The sequence below is a fragment of the Enterobacter cloacae complex sp. IR5428 genome (assembly GCF_049238585.1).
In the GTDB taxonomy this organism is placed as follows: Bacteria; Pseudomonadota; Gammaproteobacteria; order Enterobacterales; family Enterobacteriaceae; genus Enterobacter; species Enterobacter intestinihominis.
Map to the genome: position 1 here is coordinate 95453 of NZ_JBMKHV010000005.1, position 22719 is coordinate 118171.

The following is a 22719-nucleotide window of genomic DNA, read 5'->3' on the forward strand; positions in this document are numbered from 1 at the left end:
ATGAACTTCCTTATTTTTTACCAAACGGATGCAGCAGTTTATCAATTTCAGGCGTGTTGATATTCTGCGCATTGACATATTTCACTGGAATATCAATTTCTTTGGCCACCGTCTGTCCGGAAATCACCGCGTTCAGCGCTTTTATGCCCTGATAACCAATCTGATAGGCGTCCTGCACCACGAAGCCCTGAATCACACCGTTTTTAAGGAAGTTAATGATGGCTTCGGTGCTGTCAAAACCGATGACTTTTACTTTGCCCTTCAGATTCTGGCTGTCGATAGCGTTCGCAACGCCCAGGGTTGAGCCTTCGTTGGTGGCATAAATACCGGCGATATCCGGGTTGGCCTGAACCATATCAATGGTTTTATCCATCGCTTTTTGCGGGTCGCCATCGCTGTATTGCACCGGCAGTACCTGAATATTCGGGTACTTCTCTTTCATCCGCTCGCTGAACCCTTCAGAGCGCTCAATGGCGGACGTCGTCCCGGCTACGTGAGCGATAATACCCACTTTCCCCTTCTGGCCTACCTGCTCCGCCAGCGCATCCGCAGCCTGTGCGCCCGCCTTACGGTTATTGGTGGCGACAAAGCTGGCCGGGATATCCGAGTTCACGCCCGAGTCGAAGGTCACCACTTTGATCCCCCGGCTGTTGGCGGTTTCGACCAGCGGGGCAAGGGCGTTTGCATCAAGTGCGGCCAGCAACAGGCCGTTTGGCTTTTGTGCCATGGTGTTTTCGACTAACTGGATCTGTTCGGCGATTTGCGTTTCATCGGCAGGGCCAACGTAGCTGGTTTTGTCACCCAACTCTTTTGCGGCAGCTTCCGTTCCCATTTTGACCGTCTGCCAGAATTCGTGCTGGTAACCTTTACTGACCACCGGCAGGTTTAAATCTTTTGCCAGCGCGCTGCTGGACAGGATGGCAACGAGTGACAGGGCGCTCAGGATATGGCTGGTTTTCATTATTTTGCTCCGTTGTAGGGTTGGCAGGGCTTGTTGTATCGAGAACCTAACGCATTCTTTTACGTAACGTGTCCAGGTAGACGGCGGCAACGACGACCACGCCCATCGCCACCATCTGCCAGAACTGGGACACGCCCATGAGATTGAGGCCGTTTTTCAGCACGCTCATAATGAACGCGCCTATGATGGTGCCGCCAATCGTGCCCACGCCGCCCATCAGACTGGTACCGCCGATCACTACCGCCGCGATGGCTTCCAGCTCATAACCCACGCCCACGGTTGGCTGGCCTGAGTTGAGACGAGAGGCGAGGATCACCCCGGCCACGCCGGTTAACAGGCCGCAGAAGGCGTAAACGAAAATTTTCACTCGCTGGACTTTGATCCCGGAAAGGTGTGCCGCCGTTTCATTGCTGCCGACAGCGTAGATATAGCGGCCCATCACCGTTTTCTTCAGGATCCACATGGCGATCAGTGCCACGATGACCAGGTAGAACACCGGATAAGGCAGAACGTCGAACAGGCGACCCTGTGCTAGCAGCTTGAACTGCGGGTAGTCAGAAAAATAAATCGCGCGGCCATCGGTCATCACCATATTGATGCCGCGTACCGACATCATTAAGCCGAGGGTGGCAATAAACGGTGGTATGGTCATTTTGGTGACCAGAAACGCGTTCACATAGCCGCAAAGTCCGCCTGCGAGCACGCCTGCCAGAATACAGACCGGCAACGGCATACCAAACCCGGCGGCGATGCCCACCGCAACCCCTGAGAACGCCACCACCGATCCAAGCGACAGGTCGATCCCGGCGGTAATAATCACAAAGGTCACGCCAATGGCCATGATGCCAATCACCGCCGTTTGCAGGGCGATAGTCATGATATTTTCAGTATTAAAGAAGAACGGAGAGCTGAAGCTGAAAAACAGAACCAGCAATACCAGGCTAAAAAGAGGCGCCAGACGCATCAGGAGCGCTTTATTTATTTTCATCGTATGACTTCCGCTTTGCGGCGATGGAACGGTAACGGACATGATTAATCCTCCAGCGTGGCGTATTGCATGATTTTTTCCTGGGTGGCGTGCTCAGCCGCTATTTCGCCGGCAATGCGGCCGCTGCGCATCACGAGTATGCGGTCGCACATTCCTAATACTTCCGGCAGTTCGGATGAAATCATGATGATCGATTTACCTTTAGCGACAAGGCGATTCATTAATTCGTAGATTTCCAGCTTGGCGCCAACGTCAATTCCCCGGGTTGGCTCATCAAAAATTAAAATATCGGTGTCTTTGCAGACCCAGCGGGCAATAATAATCTTCTGTTGATTACCGCCGCTTAAATTCAGTGCCGCCTGTTCCAGATGTGGCGTTTTTATTCGCAGCGTATCCACCAGTTTCTGGCTGGACTCCCGGCAGCGTTTTTCATCAACATTACCTGCGGCGCCAGCGTAGTCCGGGTAATTGCCGAGCATAATGTTCATCTCAACAGAAAGGCCGAGGGCGAGTCCCTCTTTTTTGCGGTCTTCTGTTAAATAGCTGATGCCTTTCTCAATGGCGTCAGCCACGTCTTTAATACGTGTGGGGGTGCCGTTCAGCGTCAGGGTGCCAGCGTCGATCGCATCGGCGCCAAACAGGGCCCGGCCCAGTTCAGTTCGGCCTGCGCCCATTAAGCCAGCGAGACCGAGGATCTCACCGCGCCAGAGGGTAAAGTTGATGTCATGCAGTACACCATTACGCGTCAGGCCGTTCACCTCCAGCACTTTTTCTCTGCGCTGATGCGGCGGGCGTTTTGGGTAGATGTTATCGAGATTGCGGCCAACCATCATGGCGATAAGCTCGCCGATCTGAACCGTTTCATAATCTACGGTGGCGATGTATTGTCCGTCGCGCATGACGGTCGCGCGATCGGCGATCAGCGCCAGCTCTTCCAGACGGTGCGAGATGTAGACAATCCCCGTGCCCTGAGCCTTGAGCATCCGCGTGACGTCAAACAAACTCTCGATTTCACTTTCGGTCAGCGCGGCGGTGGGTTCATCCATGATTAGCACTTTGGCATTGACCGAAATCGCTTTGGCAATTTCCACCATCTGCTGCTGGGCTACGGTTAATTCACTGACGCGGGCGTCCGGGGCGATTTTTAAATTCAGCGTGTGCAGTATTTTCTCAACCGCCTGTCGCTGGGCGCGTTTATCTAACTGCCAGCGACTATTTTTGCAGAATTCACGGCCAATAAAGATATTCTCTTCCACGGTTAAATCGGGGAAGAGATTAAATTCCTGATGGATAATCGTAATACCTGCATGCTGAGCACTTAGCGGATCGCTGAATGATACGGATTGCCCTTCAAAGCGAATTTCACCGGCATCAGGTTGGTAAACACCGGATAAAATTTTCATCAGCGTCGATTTGCCGGCACCGTTTTCACCTAAGAGGGCATGAACTTCGCCGCAGCGTAAATCGAAATCAACCTGATTCAGCGCCAGCACGCCGGGAAAGCGTTTGGTAATGCACGTCATCTGAATAAGAGTCTCTGACATTGCAAAATTCCTGTGTTGGAAAGGCAATGAATCACAAGCCACAGTGATTTAGTTAATAAGCTAACTCGACTTAGCTTTCGTCCTTAAAAGCTATTTTAGGGTTATAATTTAGCCAAATCATTTGTATTCAAATTGTGACGTCGTGCAAAGGTATTTTGTTATTTGATTGAATTTAAACGATATGTTTAGTTTTTGCTGAATCGTAATACCTGACACTGATCGAATTTTGACCTCTCATCGTGAAACTGCTCACAGATCCTGCACATTTATCTTGTCTCATTTTTAGTGTGAACCCTAAGCTAATTCGAGTTAGCAAATTTCACCACTTTCCGTTCACGGCGCTGCCTGGGCGCTTTTTCACGGCTATGCCCCTGAGACGGATAGGTTAACCAACGTGAGGAAGGGCTATGAAAACGATAAAAGCGTTACCCCGTATTGGCATTCGACCTGTTATTGATGGCCGCCGAATGGGCGTACGCGAGTCTCTGGAAGAGCAGACCATGAACATGGCGAAAGCCACGGCGGCGCTACTCAGTGAAAAATTACGCCACCCCTGCGGTACGCCCGTTGAGTGCGTAATTGCCGATAGCTGCATTGCCGGAATGGCGGAGGCCGCTGCTTGCGAAGAGAAGTTCAGCACGTGCCACGTTGGTCTGACGATCACCGTCACCCCCTGCTGGTGTTACGGGAGTGAAACCATTGATATGGATCCGCTGCGTCCGAAAGCGATCTGGGGCTTTAACGGCACCGAGCGTCCGGGGGCAGTATATCTCGCGGCGGCACTGGCGGCGCATAACCAGAAAGGGATCCCGGCGTTTTCCATATATGGCCACGATGTACAGGATGCGGGCGACGAGACCATCCCGGCAGACGTCGAAGAAAAATTGTTGCGCTTCGCCCGCGCGGGCCTGGCGGTCGCCAGCATGAAGGGGAAAAGTTATCTGTCGGTGGGCGGCGTCTCGATGGGGATTGCGGGCTCGATTGTCGATCACAACTTCTTTGAATCCTGGCTGGGGATGAAGGTGCAGGCGGTGGATATGACCGAACTGCGTCGCCGCATCGATCATAAGATTTACGACGAGCAAGAACTTGAGCTGGCTCTGGACTGGTCGCAAGCACATTTCCGTTTCGGCGAGGATAAAAACGCGGAGCAGTATCGTCGCAATGAACAGGAGAATGCCGCGATCCTGCGGGAGAGTCTGCTGATGGCGATGTGCATCCGCGACATGATGCAGGGTAACCCAAAACTCGCTGCGATGGGCCGCGTGGAGGAATCTCTGGGCTATAACGCCATCGCGTCCGGGTTCCAGGGACAGCGCCACTGGACGGATCAGTATCCAAATGGCGATACCGCAGAGGCGCTGCTGAACAGCTCCTTTGACTGGAACGGTATTCGCCAGCCGTTGGTGGTGGCGACGGAAAATGACAGCCTGAACGGGGTAGCAATGCTGTTTGGACATCTGATGACCGGTACAGCGCAAATCTTTGCCGACGTGCGCACCTACTGGTCGCCAGAGTCGGTTGAGCGTGTTACCGGCCAGAAACTCACTGGACGGGCTGAGCACGGCATTATTCATCTGATCAACTCCGGCTCAGCGGCACTGGACGGTACAGCGGAGCAGAAAGACGCCGAGGGGAAACCGACCCTGAAACCACACTGGGACATTACTGAGCAGGAAGCCAACGCGTGCCTGGCCGCAACCCACTGGTGTCCGGCGGTGCATGAATACTTTCGCGGGGGCGGTTTCTCATCAAACTTCCTCACCCGAGGTGGCGTGCCATTTACCATGACCCGCGTAAACCTCATCAAGGGGGTGGGCCCGGTATTACAGATAGCGGAAGGCTGGAGTGTTGAGCTGCCGGAACAAGTACATGACATTCTGAATAAGCGCACCGATTCAACCTGGCCCACCACCTGGTTTGCCCCACGTCTGACCGGTAAAGGCCCGTTCAGCGACGTCTATTCAGTGATGGCGAACTGGGGGGCTAACCACGGGGTGCTAACCGTCGGGCACGTCGGTGCTGATTTCATCACCCTGGCGTCCATGCTGCGCATTCCCGTGTGCATGCATAACGTACCGGAGGCGCTGATTTATCGGCCGACGGCCTGGGGCGCTCACGGTATGGATCCGGAAGGGCAGGATTACCGCGCCTGTGAAAATTACGGACCGTTATACAAACAATAAGCCGGTTTGCCAGCCTGCTCCGGCGGACTGGCAGCCTGTGGGGACCGCAATGAAAAAATGTTTTCTGGTTCTCGATTGTGGCGCGACGAACGTGCGCGCCATTGCGCTGGATCCTGAAGGTAATATTGTGGCGCGAGCCTCGGTGGCGAACGAAAGCGAAAGTGTCGCTGAAAATCCGGCCTGGCACCAGTGGTCGCTCGACGCCATCATGCAACGTTTTGCCGTCTGTTGTCAGAAAATCAGCGCAGTGCTGAGCAAGCATCAACTGTGCGGAATGATTGTGACGACCTTTGGCGTGGATGGCGCGCTGGTAGATGAGCGCGGAGAACTGCTTTACCCGATCATCAGCTGGAAATGTCCACGAACCGTGCCGGTGATGGAAGCGGTTGCCAGTTTATGCTCCCCGGCTGAACTACAGCAGATCACCGGCGTTGGGCAGTTTAGTTTCAACACGTTGTATAAGCTAGGCTGGCTTCAGGACAACCATCCCGATCTGTTACAGCGTGCTCACGCCTGGCTTTTTATCTCCTCGCTAATCAACCATCGCCTGACCGGAAAAATGACGACCGATCTCACGATGGCCGGTACCAGTCAGATGTTCGATCTGCATCAGCGGTGCTTCAGCGAAACGATCTTAAGCAAGATCGGCGTGCCTCATTCCCTTTTCCCGCCGCTGGTTTCCCCCGGAGAGATGATGGGTGAACTGCAGCCCGACGCTGCATCCAGACTCGGATTGCCTTGCGGTGTGCCGGTGATCTCCGCCGGGCACGATACGCAGTTTGCCCTTTTTGGCGCCGGTGCGGGAATTAATGAGCCGGTTCTCTCTTCGGGAACCTGGGAGATTTTAATGGCGCGCACCTCGCAGGTTGATACCGCTTTACTGGGGCAATACCCGGGCGCGACCTGCGAACTGGATAGCCGGACGGGGCTCTATAATCCGGGAATGCAATATCTGGCGTCTGGCGTACTGGAGTGGATCCGCGCGCTGTTCTGGTCGCCTGATGTCAACTGGGACACTATTCTGGCTCAGGCGGCGGCAATTCCGTACGGGGCGGATGGCGTCACGATGAATACCCAGTTGCTCGATTCTCCGCTCGCTGGCTGGCAGGGCGTTACGCTCACCACCACGCCAGCCCATTTTTACCGCGCAGCCCTGGAAGGACTTACGGTGCATCTGCAAGAAAAACTCCAGGCGCTGGAGGCGATCGCGCAATTTAAGGCGCGTGAACTCCTGCTGGTGGGGGGAGGTAGCCGCAATATGCTGTGGAATCAGCTCAAGTCCAATGCGCTTGGGATCCCGGTGAAGGTTCTTGAAGATGCAGATACGACCGTGCTGGGGGCGTCTTTGTACGGATGGTGGGGCGTCGGAGAAACGGCCAGCGCTGAGGCTGCTCGCGATCGGGTCCACTATCGTTACCGTTATTTCTATCCTGAGGAGCAAAGCCGTGCTTAAAACGATATCCCCACTGATTTCACCCGAGCTGCTGAAAACGCTGGCAGAGATGGGCCATGGTGACGAGATTATTTTTGCAGACGCTCACTTTCCCGCGCACAGCCTGGGGCCAAAGACGATCCGCGCAGATGGCCTGCTCATCAGCGATTTGCTGGCCGCGGTGATACCGCTGTTTGAACTCGATAGCTATGCGCCGCCGCTGGTGATGATGGCCCCTGTCGACGGGGATACGCTCGATATACAGGTAGAAGCACGCTATCGCAACGCACTCTTTGGTGAGGCGGAAGGGGAGGGGATTATGCGTATTGACCGTTATGCGTTTTATGCGCGGGCACAGAAAGCGTACGCCATTGTGGTGACAGGCGAGACAGCGAAATACGGCAATATACTGTTAAAGAAAGGGGTTACGCCGTACCAATAAAAAACGCCGGGTTAAACCCGGCGTTTTCACTTCAGTCTTCTTACCAGACGTACGTCAGCAGGCTTTGTGAATCTGGCACCATGAAGTCTACGGACATCATCACGGACAGGGAGGTGATGGCGACAATCGAGAACACAAACAGCTTGCGTGCCCAGACCTTGTCATCTTCCACTTTGTAACCGCGCAGAGCCATGCCGAGCCACCAGACGCTCACCGCAGCGGCCACCACCAGATATTTATATCCGGCGTAACCGCCCAGAGAGAGCATCAGCGTTGCCACGGCAAAAGCGATGATGTACAGCGTGATGTGGTTTTTGGCAACTGAGATGCCTTTCACGACCGGCAGAACCGGAATGTTCGCTGCCTGATAATCCTTAAAGCGGAAAATCGCGATGGCGTAGGAGTGCGGCATCTGCCACAGGCTAAAGATAGCCAGCAGGATCAGCGCACCGCTGTCGAACTCGTTCGTGACGGCGCAGTAGCCAATCACCGGCGGCGCAGCGCCGGAGAGAGAACCAATCAGCGTGCCGTAGACGGAGTGGCGTTTCATATACAGGCTGTAGACGCCTACATACACCACGAACCCCATCACCCCCAGCCAGCAGGCCAGCGGGTTAGCACCAAACCACAGCAGCATAAAGCCAGCAATACCCAGCAAGGTGGCGTACACCAGCGAGACGGAAGGAGCAATCAGGCCTTTAACCAGCACCCGATTTTTGGTCCTTTCCATCTTCTTGTCGATATCCATGTCGATGTAGTTGTTAAATACACAACCGGACGCAACCACCAGTGACACACCGACCAGCGTGTAGATAAAGAGGGTGTAATCAATGCTGCCTTTAGAGGCCAGCAGGAACCCTCCGATTACGGAGATCAGGTTGCCAAAGATGATGCCTGGTTTCGTGACTTGCAGGTATTGCTTAAACATACTCGCCGCTCTTAGTGAACCATCATGTTGTAGTTAAGGTTCCACATAATCCAGATGGAACCGACTACCAGGATAGCGATGATAATCACGGTAAAGATAAAGGCCGTCATGTTCCAGCCTTCATCGGACTTGGTGTTCATGTGCAGGAAGCAAACCAGATGCACCAGAATCTGAATCACCGCGGTCACCAGGATTGCGCCCAGGATAACCGGCTTAGATGCAGAACCGTTCATCACCATCCAGAACGGGATCACCGTCAGGATGATCGACAGGATGAAACCTGTCATGTAGGTTTTTACGCTGCCGTGGGAAGCGCCATGATCGTTAGAATGACTCATTACATCGCCCCCATCAGATAGACAACAGAGAACACACAGATCCATACCACGTCCAGGAAGTGCCAGAACAGGCTCAGGCACATGATACGGGTACGGTTAGTACTGGTCAGGCCGCGACGGGAGATCTGGAACATCAGCACTGCCATCCAGATCAGACCAGAGGTCACGTGCAGACCGTGGGTGCCGACCAGCGCGAAGAACGCTGACAGGAAGCCACTGCGATCCGGACCAAAGCCTTCCGCAATCAGGTGATGGAATTCATAGATTTCCATCCCGATAAAGCCAGCACCAAACAACCAGGTCAACGCCAGCCAGGAAACAACCTGGCTTTTGTTGTTTTTGTACATGGCGATAGCCGCCATGCCGTAGGTGATGGAGCTGAATAACAGCAGTGCGGTTTCAACCAGAACGAACGGCAGCTCAAAGATGTCCTTACCGGTCGGGCCGCCCGCTGTGCCGTTCACCAGAACGGCATAGGTTGCGAACAGACAGCAGAACAGGATGCAGTCGCTCATCAGGTAGATCCAGAAACCGAAGACTTTCGTCGGTCCTGTATCATGGTGCGCATGTTCATGCGCGTGGGCAGTCGAGTGCGCCAGAGTATCAGTTGCCATTTTTCAGCCCCGCTTTAGAAATCTCGTCAAAATGCTGGTTTTCCAGCTTTTCAACTTCACGGACTGGTACGTAGTAGTCCACGTCCTCGTCAAAGCTCTTCACAATCCAGCTGATTACGATGCCAGCGAAGCCAACAATCGCCATCCACCAGATGTGCCAGATCATTGCGAAACCAAATACCGTTGCGAAGGCGGCAATCACGATGCCCGCACCGCTGTTTTTCGGCATATGGATCTCTTCGTAATGTTCAGGTTGCTTGTACGCTTCACCTTTTTCTTTCATTTCCCAGAATGCGTCACGCTCATGAATGTGCGGCACTACGGCAAAGTTATAGAACGGAGGTGGAGAAGAGGTAGACCACTCCAGCGTACGGCCACCCCACGGGTCACCGGTCAGGTCGCGGTTCAGGTTACGGTCACGGATAGACACGTAGTACTGAATCAGCTGGCACAGGATACCGCAGGCAATCAGCGCGGCGCCGCCCGCTGCAATCATCAGCATCGGATGGAACTGCGGATCGATCTGCTGGCTCAGACGACGGGTCATCCCCATGAAGCCCAGCACGTACAGCGGCATAAACGCCACGAAGAAGCCGATGATCCAGAACCAGAACGCGCGTTTGCCCCATTTTTCGTTCAGGGTGAAACCGAACGCTTTTGGCCACCAGTAGGTCACACCTGCGAAGCAGCCGAAGACGACGCCGCCGATGATAACGTTATGGAAGTGCGCAATCAGGAACAGACTGTTGTGCAGGACAAAGTCAGCGCCCGGAACCGCCAGCAGCACGCCGGTCATCCCACCTACGGAGAAGGTCACGATGAAGCCGATGGTCCACAGCATCGCTGAGTGGAACTGGATACGGCCCTGGTACATGGTGAACAGCCAGTTGAAGATCTTAACCCCGGTCGGGATCGCGATAATCATAGTGGTAATACCGAAGAAGGCGTTTACGTTGGCGCCCGCACCCATGGTGAAGAAGTGGTGCAGCCAGACGATGAACGACAGGACGGTAATACACACGGTTGCCCACACCAGAGAGGTGTAACCAAACAGACGTTTACGCGAGAAGGTTGCCGCGATTTCGGAGAACACACCGAACACCGGCAGAACCAGGATGTACACTTCCGGGTGACCCCAGGCCCAAATCAGGTTGATGTACATCATCATGTTGCCACCCATATCATTCGTGAAGAAATGGGTACCCAGATAGCGATCCAGGGTCAGCAGCGCGATGGTGACGGTCAGAATTGGGAACGACGCGATAATCAGGACGTTGGCGCACAGAGATGCCCAGGTAAATACTGGCATCTTGAACATCGTCATACCTGGTGCACGCATCTTCAGGATGGTCACGAAGAAGTTAATACCGGTCAGGGTGGTACCGACACCGGAGAGCTGAAGCGCCCAAATCCAGTAGTCAACGCCCACGCCCGGACTGTACTCAATTCCCGAAAGTGGCGGGTAGGCCAGCCAGCCGGTCTGAGCAAATTCGCCCACACCCAGTGACAGGTTAACCAGGATAACGCCGACAACGGTGAACCAGAAGCTCAGGTTGTTCAGGAACGGGAACGCAACGTCGCGCGCGCCGATTTGCAGCGGAACGACAACGTTCATCAGACCGATTACCAGCGGCATCGCCACGAAGAAGATCATGATAACGCCGTGAGCGGTAAAGATCTGATCGTAGTGGTGCGGTGGCAGGAATCCGGCTTCGCCCGCAGACGCAAGCGCCTGCTGGCTACGCATCATGATTGCATCCGCAAAGCCACGAATTAACATGACGATACCGACGATGCAGTACATGATGCCGAGTTTTTTGTGGTCAACCGAAGTCAGCCACTCGTTCCACAGGTAGCTCCACTTACCGAAGTAAGTGATCAGGCCAACTAAGGCCGCGCCACCAATGATAATTGCAGCAATCGTAACCATGATAATGGGTTCATGGTACGGCACCGCATCCAATGTCAATTTTCCGAACATTTTCTTCCTCGGCCCCTTAGTGAGCGGTTTCCGCGTGGCTCATGTCCATGCCTTCCATACCCTGGTGCGTGTTGTGCTCGCCTTCAGGCTGGGTCATGTCCATGCTCATGCCGTGATCCATAAATTTGCCAATAACATCTTTGAACAGATTCGGTTTCACGTTAGAGAAGTACTCCACCTTGTTGTATTCGCTAGGTGCAGCCACTTTTTCGAACGCCGCCATGTCAGACATGGTGTTTGGAGACTGCTTCGCTTTTGCAACCCACTGGTCGAAAGTCGCGCGGTCTGGCGTAGCGATAGCTTTGAACTTCATACCCGAGAAGCCCGGGCCACTATAGCTGGCGGAGATACCGTCGTAGGTGCCTGCTTCATTCGCAATCAGATGCAGGTTAGTCTGCATACCGGCCATCGCGTAAATCTGGCTGCCCAGACGTGGGATGAAGAAGGAGTTCATTACGGAGTTGGAGGTCACTTTGAACTGAACCGGAGTGTTCGCCGGGAAGGCGATTTCATTCACGGTAGCAATGCCCTGTTCTGGATAGATGAAGAACCATTTCCAGTCCATGGAGACCACTTCAATGGTAATGGGTTTTTCATCGTGAACCAGCGGTTTGCTCGGCTCAAGTGCGTGAGTGGTTTTCCAGGTCAGTACAGCAAGGAACAGGATGATCAGAATAGGTACCGTCCAGACCACAGCTTCCACTTTATTGGAGTGTGACCAGTTAGGGCTATACTTCGCATCTTTATTGCTCGCACGATACTTCCAGGCGAAACCAACAGCCATCAAGATGGCAGGAATAACCACAATCAACATCAGGCCAAAAGCCGTCAGTATCAATGAACGTTGTTCCAGTCCAATCTGTCCTTTGGGGTCTAGTAGTGCAGAATCGCAGCCACTGAGTAATACAGTGCCTGCGAATAATGACAACCATCCCAAACTTTTATTGTATTTCCTGAGTCTCATTTAACGACCTCAATTCCACGGGAGTCTGGTGGCGTTTAAAGTGTGGGGGCATTTTACGGGAAGGTTACATTACTGTAAACATCATTAGCCCTGTGTCAGGAAGGTGTTACCGGGTTCTGCCGCACATGTCACAAGTGTTGCAAATTATGTCGCGTTTCCAGACGGAAGCCGCACGGAGTGGGCGTTATAACGAAAGGGTGTCCCAGCATACCGCAAAAGGGACAATTGGTATAACCATTGCGAAAAACACACAATTAGTTAACAATTAATTATCAATAAAAAGACAACTAAAAAACGAAAATTCAATGTTTCGAATGCTGAATCGTTTAATGAAAAATAGCGTAGCGAAATAAGCTCCAATAATTTCCGAATGCTATCCCGCACAAAACAACAAATATTTTTTTTGTCGATGGCGGTTATTTCACCGTTATAATTTCGGGCTGTTATTACAACGGGAAATAACCTTTCGCTTTTTACTTCATGTCATCTGCGTCTTTCGTAATGACATGAAATCCAGCATCCCACCCGTCAGGATCCCCGCCAGGGCGAGAAACACACCTGCATCAAGCAGAAGGGTTTCAAAAGGAAGTGACAAGTCGGTAGTCGCATTCATGATGAGCACCGTGAGCCACCCTACCAGGGCAAGACAACCTGCCATTAGCAGACGCAGGGCAAACCGATAGGCAGCGTGATATTCCGTGCGCGGCATGAAGTGTTCCGTCCGCTGGGTATATTCCAGCGTCTGGCGACAGACCAGCAGCAATAAAATCCCCGGCACGGCCGCCACCACCGAGAAGAGATAAAAGGTCGGCCAACCGTAGGCTTCAACAAACCAGCCCGCGACGGGGCCAACGTATACGCGCCCGACGGCGGAAAGGGCAGAGAGCAGCGCAAACTGGGTAGCGGAAAATGACTTATTGCACAGCGTCATCAGCAGGGCGACAAATGCCGCAGTGCCCATACCGCCGCACAGGTTCTCAAAGAATACCGTCGTCCCCATACTGATCATATTCTTGTCGGTGATCGACAGCAGCCAGTAACCGGCATTCGATGCGCCCTGAAGGATGCCAAATATCAGCAGAGCGCGGAACAGCGTCAGGCGCTGCATCAATACGCCGCCGTACAGCGCGCCGACAATCGTGGCAAACAGCCCCAGGGTTTTGTTCACCACGCCGACCTCGCCCGCATCAAACCCGACGCCGCGGATCAGGAAGGTAGTGGTCAGACTCATGGCGAAAGCGTCGCCAAGCTTATAAAGGACAATAAGCAGCAGGATCAGCCAGGCATTATTGCGACCAAAGAAGTCGCGCAGCGGTGCGGCGACGGCCTGCTCCAGCGAGCGTGGAACCGGGATCACATCGCTCGGTTCAGGCGCGAACAGGGTGGCAATAATGCAGGGGATCAGCAGTGCGGCCATCAGCCAGTACATGCCCTGCCAGCCGAGATAGCGGTCAGCAAGCCACAGTGCGAGTCCGCCGGAAACCAGCATACCCAGGCGGTAGCCGAGCACGCTGATTGCCGCACCGGCGCCACGCTCTTCCGCTGGCAGGACGTCCGTTTTCCACGCGTCAAAAACGATGTCCTGCGAGGCGGAGCAGAAGGCGATGACCACCGCAAGCGCGGCCATCCAGCGCAGCTGCGTTGACGGTTCAAGGAAACCCATTGCGGCAATGGCCAGCAACAGCAGCACCTGCGTCATCACTAACCAGCCGCGACGGCGCCCGAGGAACGGTGGGGTATAGCGATCCATCACTGGCGACCACAGGAACTTAAAGACGTAAGCCTGGCCGACGAGCGAGAAGAAACCAATGGTTTTAAGATCGATGTTCTCAACCGTCATCCACGCCTGTAACGTGCCGGAGGTGAGCGCAAGGGGTAAACCGGAGGCGAAACCCAGGATCAGCAGAATAGCTGATTTCGGTTGCTGGAAAATGCGTAAGTAGTGACTGGACATGTTCTTATGAACTGACCCGGTGAAGCACCGGGTCAGTCAGCAGGATTAACGTGCGTTCTGCTTGATGAAGTCGTGAATGCTGGTGTCCTGTGCCATGTCGGCAATGGTGTCAGTCAGCACGCTGTTAACCGCGTTAGCGATATTTTTGTTGGAGGCCTGGAATGCGCCTTCAACGGAATAGCTTGCACGGTAGTTTTTGTTCATCTTGTTGCCGTTCTTCGCGGTAGCGATGATGGAGATATCGGCTTTGGTCGCAATGTTGTAGCGAACGTTACCCTGGGAGACGTCAGCGTACAGGTTGTTCACGATGATTTGCAGATCAACCGCGCCGCTTGGGCCAATCATGTAGCCACGGGAGGTCATCTGTTTTTCCAGTACTTCCTGCAACAGGAAGCGCAGGTCGCGGGAAGCGGTCAGCGTAACCTGCTGGTTGTCGCGAGTCACTTTCGCCAGCGCCTGGTCCTGACGCTGATCGGCGCCATTAATGCTGACCGTCACGCCCATCAGGCTTGGATCCTGCTGAGGCAGGGTAATTTTTGGTGAAACGTCAATGGTCGTCGGCGGGGTTGCGCAACCGGCGAGCATAAAGAGTGCTACCAACGGAAAGAAGATTTTTTTTAACATTTTCGGGTTCTCAACGAATCGTAAGCAAAGAGAGAAAAATTGCCGCCATCATAACATCGCCAACGGCCAGGGGAAGTGGTCAACGCATGTAAATTCATCGCCTTGTCCGAAAACTGACCACCTTTCCGCTTTTCTCTGCCTGTAAGTGACAAAACGTATGAACCTCATAGTGAACTTCATCCGTTTGGATGAGAAAATCAGACGAAAGCTAAATATTTGTTGTCACGGTGTAATGGAACCGGTAAAAGCGGCTAATATTTAAAGGGATGGGTGACATCTTAGCGTTGTCGGAGGAGTGATTTCATGATGATACGTGAACAGATAGAAGAAAAATTAAGGGCAGCGTTCAACCCTGTGTTTCTCGAAGTTGTCGACGAAAGCTATCGTCATAACGTGCCGGCAGGTTCTGAAAGCCACTTCAAAGTGGTTCTGGTCAGCGATCGCTTCACGGGAGAACGTTTCCTGAACCGACACCGCTTGATCTACAGCACCTTGACGGAAGAACTCTCCACAACCGTACATGCGCTGGCGCTGCATACCTACACCATTAAGGAATGGGAAGGGCTGCAGGATACGGTATTCGCATCACCGCCTTGTAGGGGTGCAGGCACCATCGCCTGATAAATCGGATTTGCAACCGCCGGAGTTTTTCCAGTATGTTGCTTACAGATTTCGTCAAAACGGCCTTCGGGCCGTTTTGTTTTGTCTGAGTTTTGAGCGGATGGCGCGTTTTTAAGGCTAAAAATAGCCTTAAAGTGTGAAAAAAGCCGCAGCAACATGCTCCAACCGTTCTCGACTCACCTAAGTGATGCCGCTATAATGCCGCGTCTTATTGAATGTCTTCGGGATGATTCTGGCGACAGGGAATGTGAATCTGCACATAAGAGAGCATCCCGGTATAACAGACAGATTCAGAGTTGACCGAGCACTGTGATTTTTTTGAGGTAACAAGATGCAAGTTTCAGTTGAAACCACTCAAGGCCTTGGCCGCCGTGTAACGATTACTATCGCTGCTGACAGCATCGAAACTGCTGTGAAAAGCGAGCTGGTCAACGTAGCAAAAAAAGTACGTATTGACGGCTTCCGCAAGGGCAAAGTACCAATGAATGTTGTTGCTCAGCGTTATGGCGCTTCCGTGCGTCAGGATGTGCTGGGTGAACTGATGAGCCGCAACTTTATCGACGCGATCATCAAAGAAAAAATCAATCCAGCCGGCGCGCCAAACTACGTTCCAGGTGAATACAAGCAGGGCGAAGACTTCACCTATTCCGTAGAGTTCGAAGTGTACCCGGAAGTTGAGCTGAAAGGTCTGGAATCAATCGAAGTTGAAAAACCGATCGTTTCCGTGACTGACGAAGACGTTGACGGCATGCTGGATACCCTGCGTAAGCAGCAGGCGAACTGGAAAGAGAAAGAAGGCGCTGTTGACGCGGAAGACCGCGTAACCATCGACTTCACCGGTTCAGTAGACGGCGAAGAGTTCGAAGGCGGTAAAGCGTCTGATTTCGTACTGGCGATGGGTCAGGGTCGTATGATCCCAGGCTTCGAAGACGGTATCAAAGGCCACAAAGCAGGCGAAGAGTTCACCATCGACGTGACCTTCCCTGAAGAATACCACGCTGAAAACCTGAAAGGTAAAGCAGCGAAGTTCGTCATCAACCTGAAGAAAGTTGAAGAGCGCGAACTGCCAGAACTGACTGAAGAATTCATCAAGCGTTTCGGCGTGGAAGATGGTTCTGTTGCGGGTCTGCGTGCTGAAGTGCGTAAAAACATGGAGCGCGAGCTGAACGGCGCTGTACGTAACCGCGTGAAGTCTCAGGCGATTGAAGGTCTGGTGAAAGCGAACGACATCGACGTTCCTGCTGCCCTGATCGACAGCGAAATCGACGTTCTGCGCCGTCAGGCTGCACAGCGCTTCGGTGGCAACCAGCAGCAAGCGATGGAACTGCCACGCGAGCTGTTCGAAGAGCAAGCGAAACGTCGCGTTGTTGTTGGCCTGCTGCTGGGCGAAGTGATTCGTACCCACGAGCTGAAAGCTGACGAAGAGCGTGTGAAAGGCCTGATCGAAGAGATGGCTTCTGCATACGAAGATCCATCAGAAGTGATCGAGTTCTACGGTAAGAACAAAGAGCTGATGGACAACATGCGCAACGTTGCACTGGAAGAGCAGGCTGTTGAAGCGGTACTGGCGAAAGCGAAAGTAACCGAAAAAGAGACCTCTTTCACCGAACTGATGAACCAGCAGGCGTAATTTCGCCCCAACGGTTTAAAGTTTGAACAAAAAACCCGTTGCCCTCCGGCGACGGGTTTTTTTTATCACAGCTTTAGTCCTGGAAGGGTGCTAAAACGCCCTTTCAGTGTTAGCGTTACAACAAAACGTTGTTATGCTTGAAATAGGGCATGGCGACCCCCATTAGTATGTAATCACGATGATTGAGACTGGCTGATAATCCGTCCATAAGGTTACAATCAGTACAGCAGGTGTTTTCAATTTTGAACCAGGAGACGGAAATGTCATACAGTGGCGAACGAGATAACTTTGCACCCCATATGGCGCTGGTGCCAATGGTTATTGAACAGACCTCACGCGGTGAGCGATCTTTCGATATCTATTCCCGTCTGCTCAAGGAACGCGTTATCTTTCTGACCGGCCAGGTGGAAGACCATATGGCTAACCTGATCGTGGCGCAGATGCTGTTCCTGGAAGCGGAAAACCCGGAAAAAGACATTTACCTGTACATCAACTCGCCGGGCGGTGTGATTACGGCGGGCATGTCTATTTATGACACCATGCAATTCATCAAGCCGGATGTCAGCACCATCTGTATGGGACAGGCGGCGTCCATGGGGGCTTTCCTGTTAACCGCAGGGGCGAAAGGTAAGCGTTTCTGCCTGCCTAACTCCCGCGTGATGATTCACCAGCCGCTGGGTGGTTACCAGGGCCAGGCGACGGATATTGAAATCCACGCCCGAGAAATTCTGAAAGTAAAAGCGCGCATGAATGAACTTATGGCGCAGCATACGGGTCAACCACTCGAGCAGATCGAGCGCGATACCGAGCGCGATCGCTTCCTGTCTGCACCTGAGGCAGTTGAGTACGGCTTAGTCGACTCCATTTTGACCCATCGTAATTGATGCCCGCGACGCGAGTGTGCCGCTATACTAATTTAGGGCGGCACGTTGCCTGTAAGCAGCTTGCGTCTGAGTATGGCATTTGCGTCGTCATGTGCGGCACATAGAACTTAAAAAGAGGTTTGGACTCATGACAGATAAACGCAAAGATGGTTCGGGCAAACTGCTGTACTGCTCTTTTTGCGGCAAAAGCCAGCATGAAGTGCGTAAACTGATTGCCGGGCCGTCCGTGTATATCTGCGACGAATGCGTCGATTTATGTAACGACATCATTCGCGAAGAGATTAAAGAAGTCGCGCCGCACCGTGAGCGCAGCGCGTTACCAACGCCACACGAGATTCGCCACCACCTGGACGACTATGTCATTGGTCAGGAGCAGGCGAAAAAAGTGCTGGCGGTGGCGGTATACAACCACTACAAGCGTCTGCGTAACGGCGATACCAGCAATGGCGTGGAACTGGGCAAAAGTAACATTCTGCTGATCGGGCCTACGGGTTCCGGTAAAACGTTGCTGGCGGAAACGCTGGCGCGCCTGCTGGATGTTCCGTTCACCATGGCGGATGCCACCACCCTGACCGAAGCCGGTTATGTGGGCGAAGACGTTGAAAATATTATCCAGAAGCTGCTCCAGAAGTGCGATTACGACGTACAGAAAGCCCAGCGCGGGATCGTCTATATCGATGAGATTGACAAAATCTCCCGTAAATCAGACAACCCATCCATCACCCGTGACGTCTCGGGCGAAGGTGTGCAGCAGGCGCTCCTGAAGCTGATTGAAGGTACGGTTGCGGCTGTTCCACCGCAGGGTGGGCGTAAACATCCGCAGCAGGAATTCTTGCAGGTTGATACCTCCAAGATCCTGTTTATCTGTGGTGGTGCGTTTGCAGGCCTGGATAAAGTGATCTCTCACCGTGTGGAAACCGGCTCCGGCATTGGTTTTGGCGCAACGGTGAAAGCTACGTCTGAAAAACCAAACGAAGGCCAGCTGCTGGCGCAGGTTGAACCGGAAGATCTGATCAAATTTGGTTTGATTCCGGAATTTATCGGCCGTCTGCCGGTTGTGGCGACCCTGAACGAACTGAGCGAAGACGCGCTGATTCAGATCCTGAAAGAGCCGAAAAACGCGCTGACCAAGCAGTATCAGGCGCTGTTTAATCTGGAAGGCGTTGAGCTGGAATTCCGTGACGAAGCACTGGACGCGATTGCCAAGAAAGCGATGGCGCGTAAAACCGGTGCCCGTGGCCTGCGTTCTATCGTGGAAGCAGCATTGCTCGACACGATGTACGATCTTCCTTCTATGGAAGATGTCGAAAAAGTCGTGATCGACGAGTCCGTCATTGGTGGCCAGACCAAGCCGTTACTGATTTACGGTAAACCGGAAGCGCAGCAGGCATCTGGCGAATAATTCACCATTTCATACAATCAGTTAATCAAAAAGGGGGGATTTTATCTCCCCTTTACTTTTTCCGTATTCATGGCGTTGAATGTATGGGAAACATCCCCATATACTGGATTACATGTTAATGGTTGTGTGAAGCACAGTTACATGACCAGTTTACCTGGCGGACACTAAACTAAGAGAGAGCTCTATGAATCCTGAGCGTTCTGAACGCATTGAAATCCCCGTATTGCCGTTGCGCGATGTGGTGGTTTATCCGCACATGGTCATACCCTTATTTGTAGGGCGGGAAAAATCTATCCGTTGCCTCGAAGCCGCCATGGATCATGATAAAAAAATCATGTTGGTTGCGCAGAAGGAAGCATCAACGGATGAGCCGGGTGTAAACGATCTTTTCACCGTCGGGACCGTGGCCTCTATTTTGCAGATGCTGAAGCTGCCAGATGGCACCGTGAAGGTGCTGGTGGAAGGCTTACAGCGCGCGCGTATTACCACTCTGTCAGACGATGGCGAGCACTTCTCTGCGAAGGCAGAGTACCTTGATTCACCGGAACTTGATGAGCGCGAGCAGGAAGTGCTGGTACGCACCGCGATCAGCCAGTTTGAAGGCTACATCAAGCTGAACAAGAAAATCCCACCTGAAGTGCTGACGTCGCTGAACAGCATCGACGATCCTGCACGTCTGGCGGATACCATCGCTGCGCACATGCCGCTGAAGCTGGCTGACAAACAGTCCGTGCTGGAAATGTCCGACGTTAACGAACGTCTGGAATACCTGATGGCGATGATGGAGTCTGAGATCGATCTGCTTCAGGTTGAGAAGCGCATTCGCAACCGCGTCAAAAAGCAGATGGAAAAATCGCAGCGTGAGTACTATCTGAACGAGCAAATGAAAGCCATTCAGAAAGAGCTCGGCGAGATGGACGATGCGCCGGATGAAAACGAAGCGCTGAAGCGTAAGATCGACGCGGCGAAGATGCCGAAAGAGGCGAAAGAGAAAGCCGAAGCTGAGTTGCAGAAGCTGAAAATGATGTCTCCGATGTCGGCGGAAGCGACCGTTGTACGCGGCTACATTGAGTGGATGGTTCAGGTTCCATGGAATGCCCGCAGCAAGGTCAAAAAAGACCTGCGTCAGGCACAGGAAATCCTCGATACCGACCACTATGGCCTGGAACGTGTGAAAGACCGCATTCTTGAGTACCTCGCGGTACAGAGCCGTGTGAACAAAATCAAAGGTCCAATCTTGTGCCTGGTAGGGCCTCCAGGGGTGGGTAAAACCTCTCTGGGCCAGTCCATCGCCAAAGCGACCGGACGTAAGTACATCCGTATGGCGCTGGGCGGCGTGCGTGATGAAGCGGAAATCCGCGGTCACCGCCGTACCTATATCGGTTCTATGCCGGGCAAGCTGATCCAGAAGATGGCGAAAGTGGGCGTCAAAAACCCGCTGTTCCTCCTCGACGAGATCGACAAAATGTCTTCGGACATGCGTGGCGATCCGGCGTCGGCGCTGCTGGAAGTGCTTGATCCAGAGCAGAACGTGGCGTTCAGCGATCACTACCTGGAAGTCGATTACGACCTGAGCGATGTGATGTTCGTGGCGACGTCGAATTCCATGAACATTCCGGCGCCACTGCTGGACCGTATGGAAGTGATCCGTCTGTCCGGTTATACCGAAGACGAGAAGCTGAACATTGCTAAGCAGCACCTGCTGCCGAAGCAGATTGAGCGTAACGCGCTGAAAGCTAACGAGCTGACCGTTGAGGACAGCGCTATTGTCGGCATTATTCGTTACTACACCCGTGAAGCGGGCGTGCGTAGCCTTGAGCGTGAGATCTCTAAACTGTGCCGCAAGGCGGTTAAGCAGCTGCTGCTGGATAAGAGCCTGAAGCACATCGTGATTAACGGCGACAATCTGCATGCTTACCTCGGCGTTCAACGCTTCGACTATGGCCGTGCGGACAACGAAAACCGCGTTGGTCAGGTGACTGGACTGGCGTGGACGGAAGTGGGTGGCGATCTGCTGACCATTGAAACCGCCTGTGTACCGGGTAAAGGCAAGCTGACCTACACTGGCTCGCTCGGTGAAGTGATGCAGGAGTCCATCCAGGCAGCGTTGACCGTGGTGCGTGCGCGCGCGGAAAAACTGGGTATCAACCCGGATTTCTACGAAAAACGCGACATTCACGTTCATGTTCCGGAAGGGGCGACGCCGAAAGATGGCCCAAGCGCGGGTATTGCTATGTGTACGGCGCTGGTTTCCTGCCTGACGGGTAACCCGGTCCGTGCTGATGTGGCCATGACTGGTGAAATTACGCTGCGTGGTCAGGTACTGCCCATCGGCGGGTTAAAAGAAAAACTGCTGGCGGCACACCGTGGTGGGATCAAAACCGTATTGATTCCTTACGAGAATAAACGCGATCTGGAAGAGATTCCGGACAACGTTATTGCCGATTTGCAGATCCATCCGGTGAAACGCATTGAGGAAGTTCTGACTCTCGCATTGCAAAATGAACCGTCCGGAATGCAGGTTGTAACCGCAAAATAGTGACCTCGCGCAAAGAGCGCTAATAAAAACAAGGCTGGTAAGTCATTTCGTACTTGCCAGCCTTTTTTTGTATAGCTAATTTAGATTGCTGATTGGGTTAGCCATCAACAACGGGTGTTGTAAGGTCATAGCAGGACTGATATAACTGCTGCGCGGTCGCGCTGTGAAGGATTCAGGTGCGATATAAATTATAAAGAGAGGAAGAGAACAGTGAATAAATCTCAACTGATTGACAAAATTGCTGCGGGTGCTGATATTTCTAAAGCTGCAGCTGGACGTGCTTTAGATGCTTTAATTGCTTCTGTTACTGAATCTCTGCAAGCTGGGGACGACGTTGCACTGGTAGGCTTCGGTACTTTTGCGGTTAAAGAGCGTGCTGCCCGTACTGGCCGCAACCCGCAGACCGGTAAAGAGATCACCATTGCTGCCGCTAAAGTGCCGGGTTTCCGTGCAGGTAAGGCGCTGAAAGATGCAGTAAATTGATTGCTTTCCCGCTCCAGGGAAGCTGAAAAGTACAAGGGCGCATCGTTTGATGTGCCTTTTTTGTTTGTCCAGACCTGATTTGTGCGAGTTTATGCGAGTTGTGGGCTGACAATTGCCCTGTTTTCTTGTCACAATACGCCTTTACGCGCGACGGTCAGGATTTTCCGTCAGCGTCAGGTAACCAGTCACCTACAGCGGAGTGTT

The 22719-nt window shown here is 53.0% G+C and carries 19 protein-coding genes; 9 read left to right on the plus strand and 10 right to left on the minus strand.

Going from position 1 to position 22719, the window contains the following annotated elements; translation table 11 throughout:
- Positions 1-10: 10 nt before the first annotated feature.
- Genes ACOTXC_RS08730 through ACOTXC_RS08740 form a run of 3 tightly spaced genes read right to left on the minus strand, consistent with a single transcriptional unit; the run spans position 11 to position 3493 of the window.
- Positions 11-961, minus strand: coding sequence for an ABC transporter substrate-binding protein (locus ACOTXC_RS08730; RefSeq protein WP_000858088.1), 951 nt, complete (start codon positions 959-961; stop codon positions 11-13).
- 46 nt (positions 962-1007) lie between these two features.
- Positions 1008-1991 (minus strand): ABC transporter permease, encoded by a 984-nt coding sequence (locus tag ACOTXC_RS08735; protein ID WP_022647237.1) that lies wholly within the window; start codon positions 1989-1991, stop codon positions 1008-1010.
- A 2-nt stretch (positions 1992-1993) separates the two neighbouring features.
- Entirely contained in the window at positions 1994-3493 is a 1500-nt protein-coding gene (locus tag ACOTXC_RS08740) for a sugar ABC transporter ATP-binding protein (protein WP_023299446.1), read from the minus strand.
- A 407-nt stretch (positions 3494-3900) separates the two neighbouring features.
- On the opposite strand from ACOTXC_RS08740, the gene fucI reads away from it, so the two are divergent.
- From fucI to fucU, 3 genes are read left to right on the plus strand one after another with little or no spacing between them, the layout of a single operon-like run.
- Positions 3901-5679, plus strand: coding sequence for an L-fucose isomerase (gene fucI / locus ACOTXC_RS08745; protein ID WP_058676958.1), 1779 nt, complete (start codon positions 3901-3903; stop codon positions 5677-5679).
- 49 nt (positions 5680-5728) lie between these two features.
- The gene (fucK, locus tag ACOTXC_RS08750) at positions 5729-7132 is read left to right on the plus strand and encodes an L-fuculokinase (protein WP_336196436.1); all 1404 of its coding nucleotides are present in this window, start codon (positions 5729-5731) and stop codon (positions 7130-7132) included.
- Positions 7125-7553, plus strand: a complete 429-nt coding sequence (gene fucU, locus ACOTXC_RS08755) for an L-fucose mutarotase (RefSeq protein ID WP_023299449.1) — start codon at positions 7125-7127, stop codon at positions 7551-7553. Before fucK ends, fucU begins: the two co-directional genes overlap by 8 nt.
- A 40-nt stretch (positions 7554-7593) precedes the next feature.
- Here the strand turns inward: fucU and cyoE are convergent, their stop codons facing one another.
- The 7 genes from cyoE to ACOTXC_RS08790 all read right to left on the minus strand — a co-directional run bounded on the left by cyoE (position 7594) and on the right by ACOTXC_RS08790 (position 14956).
- Positions 7594-8481, minus strand: coding sequence for a heme o synthase (gene cyoE, locus ACOTXC_RS08760; RefSeq protein WP_022647242.1), 888 nt, complete (start codon positions 8479-8481; stop codon positions 7594-7596).
- A gap of 11 nt (positions 8482-8492) precedes the next feature.
- Entirely contained in the window at positions 8493-8819 is a 327-nt protein-coding gene (locus ACOTXC_RS08765; RefSeq protein ID WP_006809888.1) for a cytochrome o ubiquinol oxidase subunit IV, read from the minus strand.
- Positions 8819-9433 (minus strand): cytochrome o ubiquinol oxidase subunit III, encoded by a 615-nt coding sequence (locus ACOTXC_RS08770; protein WP_022647243.1) that lies wholly within the window; start codon positions 9431-9433, stop codon positions 8819-8821. Before ACOTXC_RS08770 ends, ACOTXC_RS08765 begins: the two co-directional genes overlap by 1 nt.
- A complete protein-coding gene (gene cyoB, locus ACOTXC_RS08775) occupies positions 9423-11414 on the minus strand; it encodes a cytochrome o ubiquinol oxidase subunit I (RefSeq protein ID WP_006809887.1) in 1992 nt (663 codons plus the stop codon). The genes ACOTXC_RS08770 and cyoB overlap by 11 nt, the downstream gene beginning before the upstream one ends.
- A 16-nt stretch (positions 11415-11430) precedes the next feature.
- On the minus strand, positions 11431-12378 hold the full coding sequence (gene cyoA, locus ACOTXC_RS08780; RefSeq protein ID WP_006809886.1) for a cytochrome o ubiquinol oxidase subunit II: 948 nt from the start codon (positions 12376-12378) through the stop codon (positions 11431-11433).
- Positions 12379-12856: 478 nt separating this feature from the next.
- The gene (gene ampG / locus ACOTXC_RS08785) at positions 12857-14332 is read right to left on the minus strand and encodes a muropeptide MFS transporter AmpG (protein WP_421767569.1); all 1476 of its coding nucleotides are present in this window, start codon (positions 14330-14332) and stop codon (positions 12857-12859) included.
- A gap of 45 nt (positions 14333-14377) precedes the next feature.
- Positions 14378-14956, minus strand: coding sequence for a lipoprotein (locus tag ACOTXC_RS08790; protein ID WP_022647246.1), 579 nt, complete (start codon positions 14954-14956; stop codon positions 14378-14380).
- 303 nt (positions 14957-15259) lie between these two features.
- Between ACOTXC_RS08790 and bolA the strand changes: the two genes are divergently transcribed.
- The 6 genes from bolA to hupB all read left to right on the plus strand — a co-directional run bounded on the left by bolA (position 15260) and on the right by hupB (position 22515).
- Positions 15260-15577, plus strand: a complete 318-nt coding sequence (gene bolA / locus ACOTXC_RS08795) for a transcriptional regulator BolA (protein WP_003859051.1) — start codon at positions 15260-15262, stop codon at positions 15575-15577.
- Between the two features lie 331 nt (positions 15578-15908).
- On the plus strand, positions 15909-17207 hold the full coding sequence (gene tig / locus ACOTXC_RS08800; RefSeq protein WP_006809881.1) for a trigger factor: 1299 nt from the start codon (positions 15909-15911) through the stop codon (positions 17205-17207).
- 260 nt (positions 17208-17467) lie between these two features.
- Positions 17468-18091: an ATP-dependent Clp endopeptidase proteolytic subunit ClpP gene (clpP, locus tag ACOTXC_RS08805; RefSeq protein ID WP_006809880.1), complete on the plus strand. Its 624-nt coding sequence runs from the start codon at positions 17468-17470 to the stop codon at positions 18089-18091.
- Positions 18092-18218: 127 nt separating this feature from the next.
- Positions 18219-19493, plus strand: a complete 1275-nt coding sequence (gene clpX, locus ACOTXC_RS08810; RefSeq protein WP_006809879.1) for an ATP-dependent protease ATP-binding subunit ClpX — start codon at positions 18219-18221, stop codon at positions 19491-19493.
- 184 nt (positions 19494-19677) lie between these two features.
- Positions 19678-22032 (plus strand): endopeptidase La, encoded by a 2355-nt coding sequence (lon, locus tag ACOTXC_RS08815; protein ID WP_006809878.1) that lies wholly within the window; start codon positions 19678-19680, stop codon positions 22030-22032.
- Positions 22033-22242: 210 nt separating this feature from the next.
- Positions 22243-22515 (plus strand): nucleoid-associated protein HU-beta, encoded by a 273-nt coding sequence (gene hupB / locus ACOTXC_RS08820; protein WP_002444653.1) that lies wholly within the window; start codon positions 22243-22245, stop codon positions 22513-22515.
- Positions 22516-22719 lie beyond the last annotated feature (204 nt).

Bases quoted from the DNA above. Each gene is read 5' to 3' on its own strand.
- tig (WP_006809881.1), top strand. From the start codon at position 15,909: ATGCAAGTTTCAGTTGAAACCACTCAAGGCCTTGGCCGCCGTGTAACG.
- cyoE (WP_022647242.1), bottom strand. From the start codon at position 8,481: ATGTTTAAGCAATACCTGCAAGTCACGAAACCAGGCATCATCTTTGGC.
- ACOTXC_RS08730 (WP_000858088.1), bottom strand. From the start codon at position 961: ATGAAAACCAGCCATATCCTGAGCGCCCTGTCACTCGTTGCCATCCTG.
- ampG (WP_421767569.1), bottom strand. From the start codon at position 14,332: ATGTCCAGTCACTACTTACGCATTTTCCAGCAACCGAAATCAGCTATT.
- ACOTXC_RS08735 (WP_022647237.1), bottom strand. From the start codon at position 1,991: ATGTCCGTTACCGTTCCATCGCCGCAAAGCGGAAGTCATACGATGAAA.
- ACOTXC_RS08765 (WP_006809888.1), bottom strand. From the start codon at position 8,819: ATGAGTCATTCTAACGATCATGGCGCTTCCCACGGCAGCGTAAAAACC.
- cyoA (WP_006809886.1), bottom strand. From the start codon at position 12,378: ATGAGACTCAGGAAATACAATAAAAGTTTGGGATGGTTGTCATTATTC.
- clpX (WP_006809879.1), top strand. From the start codon at position 18,219: ATGACAGATAAACGCAAAGATGGTTCGGGCAAACTGCTGTACTGCTCT.
- clpP (WP_006809880.1), top strand. From the start codon at position 17,468: ATGTCATACAGTGGCGAACGAGATAACTTTGCACCCCATATGGCGCTG.
- cyoB (WP_006809887.1), bottom strand. From the start codon at position 11,414: ATGTTCGGAAAATTGACATTGGATGCGGTGCCGTACCATGAACCCATT.
- ACOTXC_RS08790 (WP_022647246.1), bottom strand. From the start codon at position 14,956: ATGTTAAAAAAAATCTTCTTTCCGTTGGTAGCACTCTTTATGCTCGCC.
- fucK (WP_336196436.1), top strand. From the start codon at position 5,729: ATGAAAAAATGTTTTCTGGTTCTCGATTGTGGCGCGACGAACGTGCGC.
- ACOTXC_RS08770 (WP_022647243.1), bottom strand. From the start codon at position 9,433: ATGGCAACTGATACTCTGGCGCACTCGACTGCCCACGCGCATGAACAT.
- bolA (WP_003859051.1), top strand. From the start codon at position 15,260: ATGATGATACGTGAACAGATAGAAGAAAAATTAAGGGCAGCGTTCAAC.
- fucI (WP_058676958.1), top strand. From the start codon at position 3,901: ATGAAAACGATAAAAGCGTTACCCCGTATTGGCATTCGACCTGTTATT.
- lon (WP_006809878.1), top strand. From the start codon at position 19,678: ATGAATCCTGAGCGTTCTGAACGCATTGAAATCCCCGTATTGCCGTTG.
- ACOTXC_RS08740 (WP_023299446.1), bottom strand. From the start codon at position 3,493: ATGTCAGAGACTCTTATTCAGATGACGTGCATTACCAAACGCTTTCCC.